This window comes from Streptomyces sp. HUAS MG56 (genome assembly GCF_058673395.1).
Map to the genome: position 1 here is coordinate 1,018,750 of NZ_CM178722.1, position 16,538 is coordinate 1,035,287.

Annotated in this window: 16 protein-coding genes and 4 pseudogenes; 8 read left to right on the forward strand and 12 right to left on the reverse strand. The window is 68.7% G+C overall.

Annotated features, from left to right (window positions below):
• The first annotated feature begins 90 nt into the window (after positions 1 to 90).
• The 5 genes and pseudogenes from AC4OXY_RS05150 to AC4OXY_RS05170 all read left to right on the forward strand — a co-directional run.
• Entirely contained in the window at positions 91 to 897 is an 807-nt protein-coding gene (locus AC4OXY_RS05150) for a phytoene/squalene synthase family protein (RefSeq protein ID WP_491994789.1), read from the forward strand.
• Positions 898 to 1,013: 116 nt separating this feature from the next.
• A complete protein-coding gene (locus tag AC4OXY_RS05155) occupies positions 1,014 to 1,967 on the forward strand; it encodes a polyprenyl synthetase family protein (protein ID WP_356028185.1) in 954 nt (317 codons plus the stop codon).
• Between the two features lie 7 nt (positions 1,968 to 1,974).
• Positions 1,975 to 2,580 (forward strand): ABC transporter ATP-binding protein, encoded by a 606-nt coding sequence (locus AC4OXY_RS05160; RefSeq protein WP_362817339.1) that lies wholly within the window; start codon positions 1,975 to 1,977, stop codon positions 2,578 to 2,580.
• Positions 2,577 to 3,416, forward strand: coding sequence for an ABC transporter permease (locus tag AC4OXY_RS05165; protein WP_491993273.1), 840 nt, complete (start codon positions 2,577 to 2,579; stop codon positions 3,414 to 3,416). Before AC4OXY_RS05160 ends, AC4OXY_RS05165 begins: the two co-directional genes overlap by 4 nt.
• A gap of 624 nt (positions 3,417 to 4,040) precedes the next feature.
• Positions 4,041 to 4,271 (forward strand): annotated as a pseudogene (locus AC4OXY_RS05170) (Tn3 family transposase); the annotation flags it as partial.
• Between the two features lie 161 nt (positions 4,272 to 4,432).
• Here the strand turns inward: AC4OXY_RS05170 and AC4OXY_RS05175 are convergent.
• Entirely contained in the window at positions 4,433 to 5,389 is a 957-nt protein-coding gene (locus tag AC4OXY_RS05175; protein ID WP_356027948.1) for an NmrA family NAD(P)-binding protein, read from the reverse strand.
• Between the two features lie 110 nt (positions 5,390 to 5,499).
• Here AC4OXY_RS05175 and AC4OXY_RS05180 point away from each other — a divergent pair, with 110 nt between their 5' ends.
• Positions 5,500 to 6,240: a TetR/AcrR family transcriptional regulator gene (locus AC4OXY_RS05180; RefSeq protein WP_356027946.1), complete on the forward strand. Its 741-nt coding sequence runs from the start codon at positions 5,500 to 5,502 to the stop codon at positions 6,238 to 6,240.
• 291 nt (positions 6,241 to 6,531) lie between these two features.
• Here AC4OXY_RS05180 and AC4OXY_RS05185 read toward each other — a convergent pair.
• From AC4OXY_RS05185 to AC4OXY_RS05215, 7 genes and pseudogenes are all read right to left on the reverse strand, one after another.
• Positions 6,532 to 6,990: pseudogene (locus AC4OXY_RS05185) on the reverse strand (IS5 family transposase); the annotation flags it as partial.
• The gene (locus AC4OXY_RS05190; protein WP_491993274.1) at positions 6,987 to 7,838 is read right to left on the reverse strand and encodes a putative RNA methyltransferase; all 852 of its coding nucleotides are present in this window, start codon (positions 7,836 to 7,838) and stop codon (positions 6,987 to 6,989) included. The gene AC4OXY_RS05190 and the pseudogene AC4OXY_RS05185, both read right to left, overlap by 4 nt.
• Before the next feature lie 338 nt (positions 7,839 to 8,176).
• A complete protein-coding gene (locus AC4OXY_RS05195; protein WP_356027944.1) occupies positions 8,177 to 8,593 on the reverse strand; it encodes a hypothetical protein in 417 nt (138 codons plus the stop codon).
• A 282-nt stretch (positions 8,594 to 8,875) separates the two neighbouring features.
• The gene (locus tag AC4OXY_RS05200; RefSeq protein ID WP_491993275.1) at positions 8,876 to 9,247 is read right to left on the reverse strand and encodes a transposase; all 372 of its coding nucleotides are present in this window, start codon (positions 9,245 to 9,247) and stop codon (positions 8,876 to 8,878) included.
• Complete coding sequence (locus AC4OXY_RS05205) at positions 9,244 to 9,837, reverse strand: transposase (protein WP_491994790.1); 594 nt, start codon at positions 9,835 to 9,837, stop codon at positions 9,244 to 9,246. Before AC4OXY_RS05205 ends, AC4OXY_RS05200 begins: the two co-directional genes overlap by 4 nt.
• A gap of 171 nt (positions 9,838 to 10,008) precedes the next feature.
• Positions 10,009 to 10,161 (reverse strand): annotated as a pseudogene (locus AC4OXY_RS05210) (transposase family protein); the annotation flags it as partial.
• Between the two features lie 91 nt (positions 10,162 to 10,252).
• Positions 10,253 to 11,218 (reverse strand): NADP-dependent oxidoreductase, encoded by a 966-nt coding sequence (locus AC4OXY_RS05215; RefSeq protein WP_376292699.1) that lies wholly within the window; start codon positions 11,216 to 11,218, stop codon positions 10,253 to 10,255.
• Positions 11,219 to 11,333: 115 nt separating this feature from the next.
• Here AC4OXY_RS05215 and AC4OXY_RS05220 point away from each other — a divergent pair, with 115 nt between their 5' ends.
• A complete protein-coding gene (locus tag AC4OXY_RS05220; RefSeq protein WP_362817329.1) occupies positions 11,334 to 11,933 on the forward strand; it encodes a TetR/AcrR family transcriptional regulator in 600 nt (199 codons plus the stop codon).
• 358 nt (positions 11,934 to 12,291) lie between these two features.
• Entirely contained in the window at positions 12,292 to 12,528 is a 237-nt protein-coding gene (locus tag AC4OXY_RS05225; protein WP_491993276.1) for a type 2 periplasmic-binding domain-containing protein, read from the forward strand.
• Between the two features lie 453 nt (positions 12,529 to 12,981).
• On the opposite strand, the gene AC4OXY_RS05230 is transcribed toward AC4OXY_RS05225, so the two are convergent.
• From AC4OXY_RS05230 to AC4OXY_RS05245, 4 genes and pseudogenes are all read right to left on the reverse strand, one after another.
• Positions 12,982 to 13,668, reverse strand: coding sequence for an alpha/beta hydrolase (locus tag AC4OXY_RS05230; protein ID WP_491993277.1), 687 nt, complete (start codon positions 13,666 to 13,668; stop codon positions 12,982 to 12,984).
• 139 nt (positions 13,669 to 13,807) lie between these two features.
• Positions 13,808 to 13,894: pseudogene (locus tag AC4OXY_RS05235) on the reverse strand (transposase); the annotation flags it as partial.
• Positions 13,895 to 14,241: 347 nt separating this feature from the next.
• Positions 14,242 to 14,712, reverse strand: coding sequence for a cupin domain-containing protein (locus tag AC4OXY_RS05240; RefSeq protein WP_356027932.1), 471 nt, complete (start codon positions 14,710 to 14,712; stop codon positions 14,242 to 14,244).
• 1,166 nt (positions 14,713 to 15,878) lie between these two features.
• The gene (locus AC4OXY_RS05245; RefSeq protein WP_491993278.1) at positions 15,879 to 16,499 is read right to left on the reverse strand and encodes a TetR/AcrR family transcriptional regulator C-terminal domain-containing protein; all 621 of its coding nucleotides are present in this window, start codon (positions 16,497 to 16,499) and stop codon (positions 15,879 to 15,881) included.
• Positions 16,500 to 16,538 lie beyond the last annotated feature (39 nt).

Here is a 16,538-nt window from a genome sequence, read left to right on the forward strand (position 1 = left end):
CGCTGGCTGGACGCAGCAGGAATCAAGGATCCGGTGCTGCGGGAGTGTTACACCGTCTGTGCCCGCGCCGCTTTGCGGGAACGTGGCGGTGTGGGCTGGGTAGGCACCCTCGCGGCGCCACCCGAGAGACGCGCCCACGCCGCCGCCATGACCATGGTGATCCTCGAAGCTGACGACCGGGTGGACACAGGGCCACCCGAGGCGCGCCTTCGGCGTCTGGACGAGTGGATTGACGCCTGGTACGCCGCTCTGGAATCCGGGGGCAGTTCGGATCCGGTCCTGCACGCGGCGGCTCACGCGTGCAGCACTGTTTTCGACAGCCCGCCCCGGGCCCTGATGGAAGAGTGCTTTGCCGCGCTCCGCCGCAGCTGGGAGGCGACCGAGTTCGCCACCTACGAGGACTGGCAGACCTGGGCGACCGGCAGCAGCGGGGCTTCCGCTGTTTTGATCATGTCGACATGGGATGCGCTCGGCGAGGCCGGACAGGTCGGCGAGGGCATCGTGCGCGGCTACGGCGACGCGTTCCAGATGGTGGATTGTCTGGCCGATCTGTCGGAGGACCTGCGCGAGGGACAGCTGTATCTGCCGCTTGAGGACCTCGACCGGTTCGGCGTGCGCAGGGAGGATCTGGAGGCCGGGCGATGGACGGCGGCCACCAGGGAGCTGATCGCGTTCGAAGTGGCACGCATCACCAGTGGCTTGCCGGCCTTGTTGGACAGCACACGGCAGCACCCATGGCTGCACCGGTACGCGCCTGCGTTCGACACCCTCACCCGTGCGCTGTGCTCCGCCGTCCTCGCGGCGGGTCCCTCCATCCTGCGGTGCGTCGCCGTTCCACCGACAGGACCGATGGTTCAGGCGGGGCTGGGCCTGTGGCGTGCCGCCCTGGCGGGCTGAGGCGGGAGCCTGACTACGTTGAGTGAGAACTGGGGGAGGAACCCATGACGACCAAAGTGTCGGACACAACCGGAACGGCAGGCAGCGAGTTGGATGACCGGACCGTCAACCAGTTGGTGGAGCAGGAGATCCGGCGTTGGGTGGGCGCCGGGGAAAACCTGATGAGCGTCGCGTGCCTGGACGCGCTGTTTCCGTCGGGCAAACTGCTGCGCCCCAGGCTGTGCGTGTGGTCCGCGGCCGCATCAGGGGGCACGGTGGACAAGACGTTGTCGTTTGCCGCCGGTCTGGAATGCCTGCATGTGGCGACCTTGATGCATGACGACGTCATCGACCAGGCTCCCGTCCGCCGCGCACGAGCTTCGGCTGCGGAGCACTTCGGTATCAGCATGGCGCTGATGGCCGGTGACGGGCTGGCTTCCACCGCGTACGTGGCGATGCTCGCCGGCACCGAAGCAGGATTGCCCGCCGACCGCGTCCTGCGGGCGGGGCGCGTCGCGGCGGACGCGCTCAAGCACACGGCTGCTGCCATCGCCCAGGAGGCTCTTGTCCGCGGAGATCTCACCTGTGTACTGGCGACCGTGCTGGAGATCATCCGGGGCAAGACCGGAGCGCTGACCAGTGCCGCATGCCAGGCCGGCGCGATCCTCGCCGACGCCCCGGCCGACCACGAGGCGGCACTGCGCACCTACGGCGAGGAACTCGGCGTGGCCTTCCAGATCCGCGACGATCTCCTTCCCTACGCAGCCGGAACGCACGGCACCGAGAACCCCGGCGCGCTCAGCGATGTGGCCAACCGGCAGCCCACCGTCCCGGTCCTGCTCGCGCGGGACGCCGCCGACGGCGCCGACCGGGACACGCTCCACGACCTGTTCGTCGAAGAGACTGATGCCGTCACCGCTCACCAGCGGCTGTCCGAGGTCCTCATCCGCAGCGGTGCTCTCGACCAGGCCACCGACATGGCCCTGACGCATGCCGCGAACGCGCGGGACGCACTGGCCCAGCTTCCTCCCTCGGCTGCCCGGCACAGACTGGAAGAACTGACCACGACGGTCGTCGACCGTACCCGGTGACCGAGTGATGGAGGTCAAAGATCTGCACCATGCGTACGGTCAGCGGAAAGTGTTGCGAGGAATCCACCTGGACCTGGGTCCCGGTGCCGTGGTCGGAATCGTCGGGGAGAACGGGGCAGGCAAGTCCACCCTGCTGAAAATCCTCTCCGGCGAACTGCGCCCGGACCGGGGAACGGTCCGCCATCAGGGCCGCTTCGGCTACTGCCCGCAGGACGTGGTCCTCAATGACGCCCTGACCGTCCACCAACACCTGAAGTTCTTCCAGGCCGCCTTCGGCCTGCCCGACCTGCACCATGCCGAGGCGATCATGGAAACACTGGGGTTCGCCGAGTACGCCGACGAACGCTCCGGCGACCTCAGCGGCGGCACCCGGCAGAAACTCAACCTGACCCTCGCTCTCATGCACGACCCGCAGGTCCTGCTGCTGGACGAGCCCTACCAGGGCTTCGACTGGGACACGTACCAGCAGTTCTGGGGCCTCGCGAGCCGCCTGCGCAGCGCCGGCCGCTCCGTCCTGGTCGTGTCCCACCTGGCCTACGACATCGAACGCCTCGATGAACTCTGGCACTTGGACAACGGCACCCTCACCCGCGGCACGGCGGTGGCGGCGTGAAACGGCACCTCGCTCTTTACACCACCGCCACCCGGTACGACCTGATCGAACACGCCCGCAACACCTTCGCCATGCTCCTGGTCGCCCTGTACATCCCCGTCTGGGTCACCCTCGCCTACCTCGTCATCCCTGACAAACTCGTCCCATTCCAACTGAATGCCACAGGCGAGCGGCTCGCCCCGGCCGGCAACCTGCTCACCCAGATCACCGGCGCTCTCAACGCCGTCACGCTGATCACCGGCTTCATGATGTTCGCGGCCACCTTCAACAGCGGCCGCTTCGACCGGCGCCTGGCCCTGGCGGGCTACCCGCGCACTCACCTGGTCCTCGCCAAGACGACCTCCCTGCCCCTTGCCTCCGCAGCCGTCGCCACCTACGCCACCGCCGTCATCTGTGCCGCGTGGTCCCCCAAACAACCCGTCCAACTCGCCGCTGCCCTCTTCGGAGCCGCCCTCACCTACGGTGCTCTCGGAGTCGTCTACGGTTCCCTGCTACGGCGCGAAGTAGAGGGCATGTTCCTGATGATCATGACCAGTGTCGTCGACGTGGCTCTGCAGAACCCCATGGCCAGCTCAGGAGCCAACAGCCCCTTCATCCGCCTGCTGCCCTCCTACGGCGCCATGCAGACCGCCACAGCCGCCGGTTTCTCCACCATCGCCACCCCCGCCTACCTCGGCGTCCAACTCCTGTGGTTCACCGCAGCCGCTCTGGTCAGTCTCCTCACTTTCCATCACCGCACCCGCAACACCCTCCCGCCCGTCAACAGCCTGCCATCCGACCTCCCGCGCCCGCGCCGCGACCAACCCCGATCGCCGCACCCCCGCACCCCGCGCTGAACGGCCTCACCTGCCATGCCGCGTCGGCTCGTCCGACGGCTCGGCCGCATACCCGGCCACAAGCGCCAGATGGCGCGATCACCTGCCTGACCTGGACACCCCGCCAGCCAGTTCTGCTCGCCGCGGCACTCTTCTGCGCCGACATGACCTACGGCGTAGCTCGGAGTCGTCTTCGGCACTCTGCTGCGCAAGAGGCCGAAGGCATGTACGCCATCGTGATGCCCAGCATCGTCGACCTTGCACTGCCGAACGCGTCGTGAGTTCCGGAGCCGACACCGCCATCACCCCCGTTACCTGCCTTCTTGCGGCGCCATACAGGCGGCCACCGAGGCGGGTTTCTCCTGTACCACCGTCCCCCGGTGCCCGCTCATGCAGTTGGCGTGGTTTGCCACGGCTGGCCTCATCCGGCTGCTGGCGTTCCACCCGACGTACCCGCAGCGCCCGCCGCCGGCTGCTCCACCCCGTCCGGTCGCGTCGATCATGGTCTGCATGGGGCCGATCGCCCCGGCGACGCGGGCGCCGTGGGTGAGGGTGAGGACGGGGCCGACGCCCCCGGCCCGCATGCGCTCGTACAGGAAGGCGAAACCGTCTCTTCGTGTCGGCGGTCCTTGGTGGAGGGGGCTGGCACTCGGCCTGGTCCTCAACGCCCTGATCCTGTTCAACACCCGGTACACGGACACCGCGGTGAACCAACTGCGTGCGGACGGCTCCGACGTCCGCGACAGGGGCGTGGCCCGTCTCTCTCCCTTCGTACGGCACCACATCGACATGCACGGCCGGTACTCGTTCAAACTCCCCCATCTGCCCGTAGGACTACGCCCCCTGCGCGACCCCGAGGCGCCCGAGGACGAGTGAGACATCAGCCGACGGCCCCCTCTGGGGCACCTGGCCTGGCGTGTCACGGGGCCTGGATGCACCCCGAGGGACGGGGCGCTGTTCCAGGCGGTGGGCAACCAGGTCGCCGGAAGCAATCGGATGCCTGAAGGATCACCCGGGCGGCCAGGCGCAGCCTGCTGCTACGGGGTGCCGAGCAACCGGATGCGCAGTGCGGCGGCGCCGCCCTCGGAGAGCCAGTCCGCCAGGGTGCGCAGTCCGGGATGGATGACCCTCAGAGCCTCGATGTCGGCGTGCCAGCGTTGGCCAGAGATCCACCGTTGCCGGGTCTCGGCGATCCCCGGGTTCAGCGCGGCGGCCTCGTCGTGGGTGAGCTGCTCGTAGTGCACCGCGACTCCGGTGGCAGCACTGATCGCGGCGACGGCCTCAGCCGGGGTCGGGTTGTCACCGGCCAACTCCAGAGTCCGTCCAGCGAACCGGTCCGGTTGCTCGAAGGCCAGAGCGGCGAACTCGGCAATGTCTTCGAGGGCGATGATCTGGACAGGCTCGTTCGGCGGAAAGAGGTGCCGATGGACGCCGTCAACGAACCCGTCGAGGCCGATGCCGGACTCCCCGAGGTAGTTCGTCATGAACCGTACCGGGCGCAGCACGGTCACGAGTGGGATCTGTTCGCGCAGGTACTGCTCGATGCGCCGCTTTCCCGGGGCCGCGAACGCGTCTCCCGAGGTCGAGGCGACACCGGTGAACACCACGTGGCGGACACCTGCGGCAGCTGCTGCGTCGGCCAGGGCCCGGCCGCGCGTGAACTCCAGTTCTGGGTTGCTGCCGGCTGGCCCGTAGACAACCGGCGGCACGGCGAACAGAGCGGTGGTGCCATCAAGTGCCGGCGCCAGGCCTGACGGCTCGTCGAAGTCTGCGAGGGCCAACTCGGCTCCTGCGTCCGCGAGTGCTGCGGCGGCGGGCGCGGTCTTGTCCCGCACCAGCGCGCGCACCGGTCGGCCGCTGGCCAGCAGCCGTCGCGCCGTCGCGCCACCCTGCTTGCCGGTCGCGCCGGTCACAGCGACAGGGCCGTCGGCGAGGCCACCGGCCGCTCGGCCCTGGGTCGGGCCGGTGACGGAATGGATTGGTTCGGCGGCCATGTCGTCCTCTCCTTTCCCCGGGGGCCGGTTGCTATGGACAGGGTGGTGAACCCGGGGATATCTGGAATACTTCAACCCGGTTGGGTCGGGCGCACAAGGGGTTTCGTGACATGACTACAGTGATCAGCGGTGGCGACCGGGCCGATGCCCGCCGCAACCGGGCCAAGGTGCTGTCCGCCGCTGGTGAGGCATTCGCCGAGCAGGGACTCGACGTCCCGCTCGGCGAGATCGCGCGCCGGGCCGGTGTCGGCGCCGGCACCGTGTACCGGCACTTTCCGAATAAACAGGCTCTCCTTGAGGCGGTGTTCGTCCAGCACCTGGACGAACTGGTCGCCTCGGGCGAGCGACGGATGGCCCGATTCGCGCCCACCGAGGCGTTCTTCGGGTTCCTGATGGACGTCGTCGAGAAGTCCCACAAGCGCGGGCATATATGCGATGTCGTGGCCGCCGACGCGAGTTGGCCACGCCCGATGCTCACGGCGTTCGTGCTGCGATTCCGCCAGGTCCTGACCGCGCTACTCCACGCGGCGCAGCGGGCCGGCGGTGTCCGCGCTGACATCGTCCCCGACGATGTCGTCTCACTCACCGTCGGATGCGCCTCGATGCTCGCTGCCCGCCGCGATCGGTCGGCCGGCCTCAGACTCGTCCAGCTGACCCTGGATGGTCTGCGCCCTTCCGCCATCGTCACGGAACGACAAGGCTTTCGTGATGGCCTCGGTGTCCGCCGGGAAACCGTCGTGTTCTGTGAGGAATGCGGGGCTACGCTCACGGTCCGGCCCACCGGTCGCCCGGTACGTTACTGCGGGGCTACTTGCCGGCAGCGGGCCCGCCGTCGACGCCTCGCGGGCTGAACGGGCTGGAGTCGTGTTCTTCTCGTCCGCCCGGCAGTCCACGCTCGACGGACTTGACACGGCCAAGCACGCGGCGCCCGGTGATCACCGACCACATCGTGCACGCCGTGCTGCGGCGCCGCAGCAGACGCACTCCTCGCCGGGCCGGACGCCATGACGAACTCGACCAGCATGGCCGGGCGCGCGATGCGCCACAACGTCATGCAGAACAAGGCCGGCAGTGTGGACCGTGGATGTCGCGGTGGTGACCGGGCTTGTGTATGGAGCCAGTGGACAGCGTCTGGACGTGTATCGGCCTGCGCCTACGTTGGAGGCTTCGCCGCTCGTGCTGCTCTGACACGGAAGAGGTCCCCCAGCCCACCTCCTCGTGGCTGCGCCGGTGTTCTCCGGCCGTGCCGTGTTCGTGGCGTGTTGGTGAGCCCGGTTGATTGTCGAGTCGACCGAGACGGTCCAGTCGATTCCGTCGGTCGAATCCGCCTGGGCGGTCAGCTGGGCCAGAACCGTGTCCCAGGTGCCGTCAGCCGCCCACCTGCGATGGCGCTTCCCTACCGTCTGCCAGGGACCGAATGCTTCGCGGGGCAGATCTCTCCAGGGGATTCCGGTGCGGCGGTACCGGTAGAAGACCCCTTCGATGATGCGACGGTGGTCGGCGAACGGACGCCCTGTCTTTCCGGCGTTGCGGGGAAGGCAGGGCGTCAGGCGTGCCCACTGCTGGTCGGTCAGCAGGCGCACGCGCCCGCTCGTGGTCACCGAGGCTGATAGGCGGTGGCCAGTACGGAGACGGTGACCTGGTCGGGCAGGAGGCCGTCATGGTTCAGGTCAGCACGACTCACGTGGCGTGCGCTCGGCGTCATCGCCACCAGGTCCAGGACATCCAGCCTGGACAGGGTCGCGGGGTACTCCACCTGTTCGGTGACGACGGCATCGAAGAACGGGCCCAGCGCCCGGTGCGGGCGCTGCTCCTTGGCGGGGTCGATGGCGACCATCCCAGGCAACCGGTCGCGCAGCTCGGCCAGATGCCGATCGCTGGGACGGATCACGATCAGCCGCCCGGTCGGGCGCAGCACGCGGTGGAACTCGGTCGGGTTGCGCGGGGCGAACACGTCCAGCACGATGTCGGCCACCCCGTCGGCCAGCGGGAAGGGACGGTAGACGTCCCAGGCCACCGCAGCGGCTCGGTCGTGGGCACGGGCCGCCGAGCGCAGCGCGCGCACCGACGTGTCCAGTCCCAGACCACGGGCACCGGGCAACTGGTCGAGTACGCCGGCCAGGTAGTAGCCCGTGCCGCATCCCACGTCCACAACCGTGGCCTGCTCAGACACGGCGCCGGCCACCAGGCGGGCCCCGACTTCGCGGATGGGCGCGTAGGCGCCGGTGGACAGGAACCGGTCCCGGGCCTGGACCATGGCCGCGTCGTCGCCGCTGATGCCGCGGGTGCCCGTCAGCAGGCTGGCGTAGCCATGGCGGGCGACGTCGAAGGTATGGCCCACCTGGCAACGCAGTGCGCCGCGGTCGGGGTGCAGGTAACTCGTGCGGCACGTCGGGCAACGCAGCAGGTCGAGGGACAGTTCAAGGGCAGGGGAAAGCGACACGGGCACGAGGCACTCCTGGCAAGGGGTGAAGGCAGGGGATCGTGCCTGCACGCGCGCTCAGAGCGTCACTGCCTCAGGAAGGAACGGGCAGCGCTGGAACCGTGGTTCACGCAGCAGGCACACCAAGGAGGGCGACGCCGTCCGACATCGCCGTCAACGCCTTCCGATCACAGGAAGCAGCAGTGCGGGGTGCTCATGAATGCCACGTCACGAGTCTACGAGCATCGGCGAAGCCCCCGTGCCCCGCAGGAGTTGGGAGACACGACCTGGCGGAGTGGCCCGGCCGCCCACTACGGCACCGGAGCTTCGCGCTTCTCAGGTCGCTCGCTGGGTGTCCCGGCTTATCAGCACACGTACTCCGACGGCGAGAACAGGTTGTATGCCTCGCCAGGAAAGTCGATGCTCACCTGAGCCTGGACGTAGCAGCTAGACCGCCAGTTGGTGGATTTTCCCCAGATGTTGCCGGCCCAGTACTGCCCGGTGGCGATGTTGGTGATATCACCATGTTGCCCGTTCGAGTTGATCCACTGGGACCCCGAAATCACGTTCGTGAAAGCGCCAACGAACACGTAGGGCTGCCAGTACCCGTTGCCACCGAGGTGGAGGCATTCCTCCACCACCGTGCCGTTGCCGAGCTTCACACCGTCGCCGCAGTAGTAGCTGTCAACCGCGTGAGCAGTCGTCGCGCCGAGCCCAACCAGTCCGAACGTGGACACTGCCAGAGCTGCGGCGCCGGCCGCGAGTCGAATCCTGAGCTTCATGAATCCCCCTGTGTGTGATCACTGCCAGGCATGGCCGGTTGACCCCGCCTTGTGCGGAGGCTCAACCAGGTTGCTCAGTGTGGCTGTGTGGAGTCTCGTTTCCCGTACGAATCCGTACACCCCCGCCTGCGGCTCCGTGGTCCGAAGGTATGACCGTGAGGGGGTGGGGCGGAAGGATCTCTTTGCACGGTGAGGGGATGCTTCCGGTGTCGGACCGCACAGTGAGTGCACTGCCCATCCACAGAACTATGCCCATCCGGCTCATCGAGCTTGACCGTGGCATCAAGGGTTTGAGTGCTTTCGGGGTCGGCCGTGGGGTCCGCTGGGGTGAGCCGTGAGGTGCCCTCGTGCGCGTCGGATGGTGGTGCAATGGCCGCGGAGTCGCTGGTTGGCGGGGTTGCGGTAGCCGTAGGCGCAGCGGGCGTCGGTCTTGATTGTGCGGTTGATGCCTTCAGAGGCGGCATTCGTGATCCCCGTGGTGATCCCAGACAGGATCTGCGGCCACCACGTGGTGACGGTGGTGGCCAGGTGCTCCATTTCCGTAAGGCCGCTGGCGGCGGCAGACTCGTAGAACTGTGTGAGCAGCTGGCCGATCTGCTGTCGGGTGGGGTTGGTGCCGTGCAGTTCCAGCAGGTCGCGCAGATCCTCCTTCACCTTCCAGGCCGCCAGGATCGGTTCGCCGATGTTCTTCGGCAGCGCCTTGAGGTCGTCGACCTTGGATCGAGGTGGTCGGCGTGTATCCGGGAGGCCGCCCGGGTCAGCCGGTTACGCAGCTGCCACTCCCGGTTGCCCTTGCGCCCGCGCCTGCCGCGCTGGGTCAGGGTGACGCGGCGGCGGACCTCGATGACCGCGTTGTTCGCCAGTTGCACGATGTGGAACCGGTCCACGACCAGCACTGCGTGCGGCAGGGATGTGGTGACGGCGGCTTTGAAGACGGTGCACATGTCGATGGCGACGGCCTTCACCCCGGCCCGCCACTCGGCGGCTTGTGCCTCGATCCACTCCGATGCCGACGCGGCGGTGCGGCCCTCGACCTGCCCGAGCAGCCCGGCGCCAGCGGTCAGGTCACAGAACCCGACATGCCGTCGGTCCGGCACCACCTCCCAGACCTCGGCACCACCGGGCCCGGGGACACGGCGGAATTTCGCCCTGCCGCGTCGGGTCTCATCGATCCCCAGGTGCTTGACGCTCGGTGTCGCCCGCGGAAGCACCGCCTGTGCGTGTGCGACGAACGCCGCGTTCACGACCGGCCATGACAACTCGTGGTCCCGGGCCGACTGCAGGACCGGCCGGCCGGCGTCGGCGACCGCTGCCCCTGCCGAGGCCCGCAGCCTGCTGGTCAGGCGGGAGCGCGCGGGGATCGCCGGCAGCGATTCGGTGAACGACCGACGGTCACATGCAGGGTTACGGCACTCCCACCGGCGTTTCGTCCATCGCAGTAGTGTCAGCCTCCCCGCCAGCGGCAGGTCCCGCGGAGTAGTGGTCACCAGCCCTGACGATCTACTTGCGCGCTGCCCGCATCCCGGGCAATGCCACGCGTCCCGGCAGGCCGTGACCAGTGTCAGCATCCGGACGTTGAGGGTTCGCCCATCGGCGCTTCGCCTGCTCGTGGCCTGCGAGGCGCCGATGGGACGTCCTTCGTGCCGACGGGATACACGGTTACCTCGTGACGACGAGCTTGCCCGTGGTGTGCACGCGGAGGAAGTCAGCGCATGCCTGCGGGCCGCGGTCGAGCCGGTACCGGTGTCCGATCGTGGCACGCAGTTCTCCACGCACGGCTGCGTCGCCGACTTCACGCATGCCGCCGAGGTCGCCGTCCATGTCGAGGACAAAGTGCATCTCGACATCGTCACGGCCGATCAGCTCCGGCGTCGGCACCGGGTAGGTGATAGTGAGGAGCCGGCCGCCGGGACGCAGCGCCGCGGCAAGGCCGGTCAGGCGGTCGCCCGGCAGGACCACGTTGACAGCGACGTCGATGCCGGCGGGGTAGTCCGCCGGCTGATAGCCGATGATCTCGGCTGCACCGAGCTCGCGCAGTACGTCGGCGTCGGCGTCGGTCGCTGTGGCGGTCACGTGGGCCTTCGCCGCGGCCAGCAGCGGAATCAACGCGGTGCCGACGCCGCCGGTCGCCCCGACAACCAACACGTGCTCGCCCTGTCGGATGTTCGCGGTCGTCGCGATCGCCCGCGCGGTCAGGCCCGCGGTGGCCAGCGCCGCCGCGTCCTCGGCCGGCAACTCGGCCGGGCGGTGCGCGACAAGCGGGGTGTCCGCCTCGATGACGGCGTACTCGGCCAGCGTGCCGGTGCCCACCGACGGGCGCTTGCCGGCCATCGCGCGCAACGCCCGAGGCACGGCCAGGCCGAACACCTCATCACCGACTCGGTAGGCGGTGACGTCGTCGCCGACTTCGGTGACGGTTCCAGCGAAGTCGTTGCCGGGGATGTGCGGGAACTCCAGCCGCACGGCGTCGCCGAACTCGCCGCTGGGCAGTCGGACGTCGGCCGGATTGATCGCCGCGGCGGCGATCCGTACCTGGATCTGTCCTGGGCCGGGTCGAGGAATGGGGACCTCGGCCACCGTGTACTGCTCCGGCGGTCCGTAGGCGGTCGCGACGACGGCTTTCATCGATCGGTGGTTGTTCAAAGCCCCTCCAGAAAAGCGGACCGGGCGGTCATGTTCTGCCCCGGCGGAAGACGCTAGCGATAACCGGACCGGGCGGTCAACTTGTTAGGCTGCGACCATGACCACGTCCCGCCCGCTACGCGCCGACGCCGCCCGCAACCGCGCACTGCTGCTGGCGGCGGCGGCCGACGAGTTCGCCGAGCACGGACTGGACGCCTCGGTCGCCGATATCGCCCGCCGGGCCGGGATCGGGAAAGGCACTGTCTTCCGCCACTTCCCGACCAAAGACGACCTGATCGCCGCCATCGTGCTGGACCGCATCCAAGCCCTCACCGCCATCGGCGAACGCCTGCTGGACTCCGACGACCCCGGCGGCGCGTTGCTGGAGTTCCTCGCCGCCGCCGCACACCGGCGGCAACAACGCGACCTGTCGTTCCTGCAGGAGGCCGGCGACACCCGCCCCGAAGTCGGCCACGCGCGCACGGCCATGTTCCAGACCATCGACACCCTGGTCGACCGGGCCCGTGCAGACGGCGCCATCCGGCCCGACGTCACCGGTACCGACGTCACCCTGCTGATGTGCGCGCCCAACTACGTGACCAGCTCCGTCCCGGACGCCTCACCAGACCTGTGGCAGCGATACCTCGCGATCATCTTCGACGGCCTGCGCCCCGAAGGAGCCCACCCACTGCCCCAACCTCCGCCGGGCACAATCTGACGCGAACAGCAGCGTCTCACCAGCGGCCGATGCGCGGCATCGCACGAGGTTTCAGCCGTCGCCCATTCATCAAGACTGTGAGGCCACGGTCAAGTTCGAGGAGCCGTTATGGATCTCCACGATATTGGCGCCTCTGACCTGGATCGCCCTGCGGCACGACGATGCCCCGCCGGAGCGGGCGGGGCGTCGCCCTATCAGGTCTACGTCTACGCAGGACACCCGCCGAAGCATGCCGACAGCGGTCCGCACGTGTCACTGCCCCTATGGCTGGGCGAGGCCGGCTGACGGGACACCTTGTCGGCGCAGGAGTCGGCCTGCGGGCCGCCACAGGGCGAAGGCCAGGCCGAGGCGGGCGAGCGTGACCGTGCCCTACCACGCAGCGGCCGCCGGCTCGGTCCCGGGTACCTCGCTGGTGGCGACGCTGCCGACGAGTTTCGCCATCCAGCACGCGGCTCCGGGTGTCACCACGGTCATCCCGGCACCGGAGGAGATCAGCCCGATGAGCTACGCGATGTCCTGGCATCCCCGCCTGGACGACGACGCCGCACATCGCTGGCTCCGCAACACGATCATCTCGACGCTGAACACCAGCTGACACAGACACGCCTGCAGCGCGCCGGGCCTTCTCTTTATGCTCAGCGGACCTTCGGTGAGCGGCGGCCCGGGCGGACGGCGACTACGATCCGGGCACGGACGCGGGGAGCGTCGTCCGGCACTGCAGTAGCCGGATTCGAGGAGCGCCGGCTGGGTGTCGGCCGCCAAGCCCCTGCCCACACTCGCCCATCTGTACAACGGGCGGACCTGCGCCCAGCTCGCGGCCGGGTTCGGATTGGCACCTCCACCGCCTACCGTCACATTGGCATCCGGCACGGATACTGCCTCCCGAACTGCCCGTCGAGATCGAACAGGGACGCCTGGGCGACGGGATGCGGGCGCCCGCGGCGGACGCCGATCCGGGTGTCCTCGGGCAGGCCCGGCAGGTCGAGCAAGCCGGCGAGTCGCAGCAAGGAGGCGGCCCGGTCGGTCCGGGCCGCCTCCTTGGCTTGGCCTAGGCGTCGAGGGACTTCGCGGCCTCACGGATCACATCGAGGACGAAGTCGGGATGCGAGAGCATGGGAACGTGACTGCTGTCCACGGGGCGGATTGTGGCGCCCATGCGCTCGGCGGTGGACCGCTCCAGGTCGGGGTGCACGGTGCGGTCGCTGTTGGCGACGATGTACCAGCTTGGCTTCGTCCGCCAGGCGGTGCCGGGAACCTGCTGGTTGAACAGGTCCGCCACTGGCACAGCGCCCGTCGCCAGGACGAGCTTCTGCTCCGCTTCCGGGAGGTCGCCGCAGAAGTGCGGGACGCCTGAAGGCTTGAGCCACACGCGGCCGTCAGCGACGTCGACGTGCTCGAAGATGGGCGTGCGGGGGAATTTGTCCTGCTGTTCCTGCGACGTCTCGTCCTCGTCCGGGGCGAGCGCGGCGATGTACACCAGAGCGCGGACGCGGTCGTGGGTGCCCGCTTTGGTGATCAGGGTCCCGCCGTAGGAGTGACCGACCAGCACGATCGGGCCGGGGACGTGGTTGAGCGTGAAGTTGACACACGCGACGTCGCTTTCGAGCGAGTCGAGGCCGTGCTGTGAGGCGAACACCTCGTGCCCTTCAGCCTGGAGCGTGGGGATGAGCTTGTTGAAGCACGACCCATCCGCCCAGAGTCCATGGGCGAAGACAATGCTGGGCTTGCCCGCCATGGCATTTCCTCCTACAGCGAGATTAAATATGCCGCATTGCACCATATTGCGTGCTCGGTACCTATTCTTGCGTGCTGGCCAGGCGTGTTGCCCCATCCCAATCGTTGGGCCTACGAGGTTGAACGCGTTCTCGTGGTGGTCATGTGCTGATGATCAGGCTCGTTTCAGCGAGGCAGCCGTCTACGAGGTCGCCGCGGTACTGGATGTGGCGCAAGCGGCGTCGGATCCATGGGACCTGATTCGACCACCGCGACTTCCAGCGCTGAAATCGGCACATCGATCATGCCGTCGGCATAGGGATCGGTGTGCGCCTCAGCTGCGATGGTCCCACCGCCGCGGTGCTCGGGCCGGTGGGTGAGGTCTGTGCGCCAGTTGCCTCCGGTCCGCGAGCGCCACACCGGTCGACCGCATCAGTCGCTACGCCCGCCTCGTCCCGCTGCCCGACTGCCACGACCGCCGAAGCCGTCCGTGGAGCACCTGTGATCACCAAAGCCATCAGCCAAGCAGAGGCGGCGCGGAGCCTGCCGAGAGCGGAGGCGACACGGCGAGGGACCCGCACCTCGCTCCGGCACGCTAGTAGGAACTGGTCCGGTAGCGGCTGCGAAATTCTGCCAGCAGCTCATCAGTCACCTCGGCCCCGGAACTCACCGCGGCGTGGACGTCACGGAAGTAGTTTTCGTAGCCGGCAGGGGTGTACAGGCACAGGGCGCGTACCGGAGTCGAGCCCGCATTGCGGAAGCCATGCGGGGTGCCGCGGGTCGCGGCGAGCAGGTGCCCGGAGCCAACCGCTACCTCGCCGTCCCCGGTGTGGAGGGTCAACTCCCCTTCGAGGACATAGAAGTACTCGTCGTGTCCATCGTGAACGTGCGGTCTGGCGCCAACTACTCCGGGGGCCAGAGCGAACTCCTCGAAGGCGAAGCGTCCGCCCGTGTGCTTGCCGGTGAGCCGGAAGAAGTGAGCGACACCGGCAACGTCTATGAGCTCACCGTCCTGAGGGCGTCGCAGCAGTGGACGAGCGGGATTCCGGGACTGGTCGTCGGTCATGGGGGCATTGTGACCCAGGCGCTGACTGCTCAGCCGGCAATTCGAGATGTGCCAGCGGCCCACCCGGACGCAGTCAGCGAAGGAGAACCAGGGACAGCAGTCGCGTGCCCGACGGCGAAGGCGGCTACCGGCCCTTCGTGGGCACACCCCTGCCATGACGACGTAAGCCCGAGGAGCCGGTGTACCCGCGCACCTTCGTGAACCATCGGGCCGGGTACCGCGTCATCCTGGTGCGCGGCCCGTGCCGGGTGGAGCTGGGCGAGGGAGAGCAGGGGACAGATGACAACAGGTGAAGTGACCGGTTTCGCGCTGGCCGTGTTGGCGGGCCTGCTGTGTCTGTGGGGCGGTGTGCGGGAGGCGCGGCTGCAAGCGCGGCTGCGTCGGTACGGCGTACACGCCGAGGGGTTGGTGGTGGACCAGTATCTGGCGCCGTCGGACGATTATTCGACACCCGTCATCGAGTTCACCGACCGGCAGGGGCGACCCGTCAGATTCACACCCGTGGCGACGGGGACGAGGATGGGGATGGAGCTTGGAACCCAGGTGCCGGTCGTCTATCCGCCCGAACACCCCGAGAACGCAAGGGTGTTCACCCGGAAGCACCTCCGGCCTACGGTCATCAGCCTGCTTACCGGAAGCGTGCTCTTCCTCGGCGCCGCGGTGTGGAGGGGTGATCAGTATGGACAGCGGGCGGCATCCACCGTCACTCGTCAGGTGGATCTTGGTGGTGAACCCCACGTGAGCGGCCCAACGCCTCGTCAGCCCGGTGCTGGACTGATCGCCTGCGGCATCCAGACACTCATTCCGTCCCGTGACGGGCTCCGGCGGCGTCACGCCCCACTCGCGCGAGTGGCGGGCGAGCCTGGCCCCGAAGGTGCCGGTGGCCTCCAGTTCGACCAGCACCCCGGCGTCGAACGAGCTCCATCGATCCGGGTGGGACCGCAGCCACCGGCCCGGCAGGCGCACAGGATGGCCACGCTGCACTCACTGTGGTCGTGTTTTTTCACGCTCGGCTCGTGGGGCCTGGACACTCCACCGTCGCACACCCGGGCGCGCCCACCGGCTACGCGCTCCGGCTGGCGTGCAAACGGCGCCGTACCCCGCCCTGTGCGGGACTGCTGGAGCTGACCGAGACCCGCCGGACGTCCGTCCAGCGGAACTCCTCTTCACGACCGCCAGCCGACTGGCCCCTCGCCCCGGGGAAGGCCGGCGATGATCAGGTCGAGGGCGAATTCGAAGCGCTGGTCGAAGTTGTCAGGGCCGATGTACGGCAGGACCGCGGCCAGGGCCGGGTAGGTGTCGGCCGGGACCTGGTCCGGCAGGAGGGCCGGTGCGGTTTCCTGGGCGGCCTGCTGTTCCTGGGCGAGGCCCAGGGTCAGGTAGAAGATCGACCAGTGGGTCCACGCGGCCGTGCGCGGCGAGTGGCCGGCCGCCAGCAGGGTCGCGATCACGCTGTCTGCGAAGCGCAGCGTGCGGGGCTCGGCCGCGAAAACGCCCGCGACCATCCTGGCGGCGTCGCGGTGGGAGAGCAGCGCCGCGCGGCAGCGGCGGCTCAGTTCCCTGAGCCGGTCGGGGAATGCCTCGGGCAGCGGCTCGTCGAGACAGTGCGCGAGGAGTTCGTCGGAGGCCAGTTCGAGCAGGCGGCCCTTGCTGGAGGCGTGCCAGCGGACGGTGTTGTGCTGCACGCCGAGCCGGGCCCCGACGGCGCGCATGGTCACCCCGTCCAGCCCGTGCTCGTCGAGGACCGCCAGCGTGGCGGCGACGATCTCGCCCCGTGTCGTGCCCATCCGATGCGCCTCTCCGGTCGGCTTCCGCACCCCTGTTGT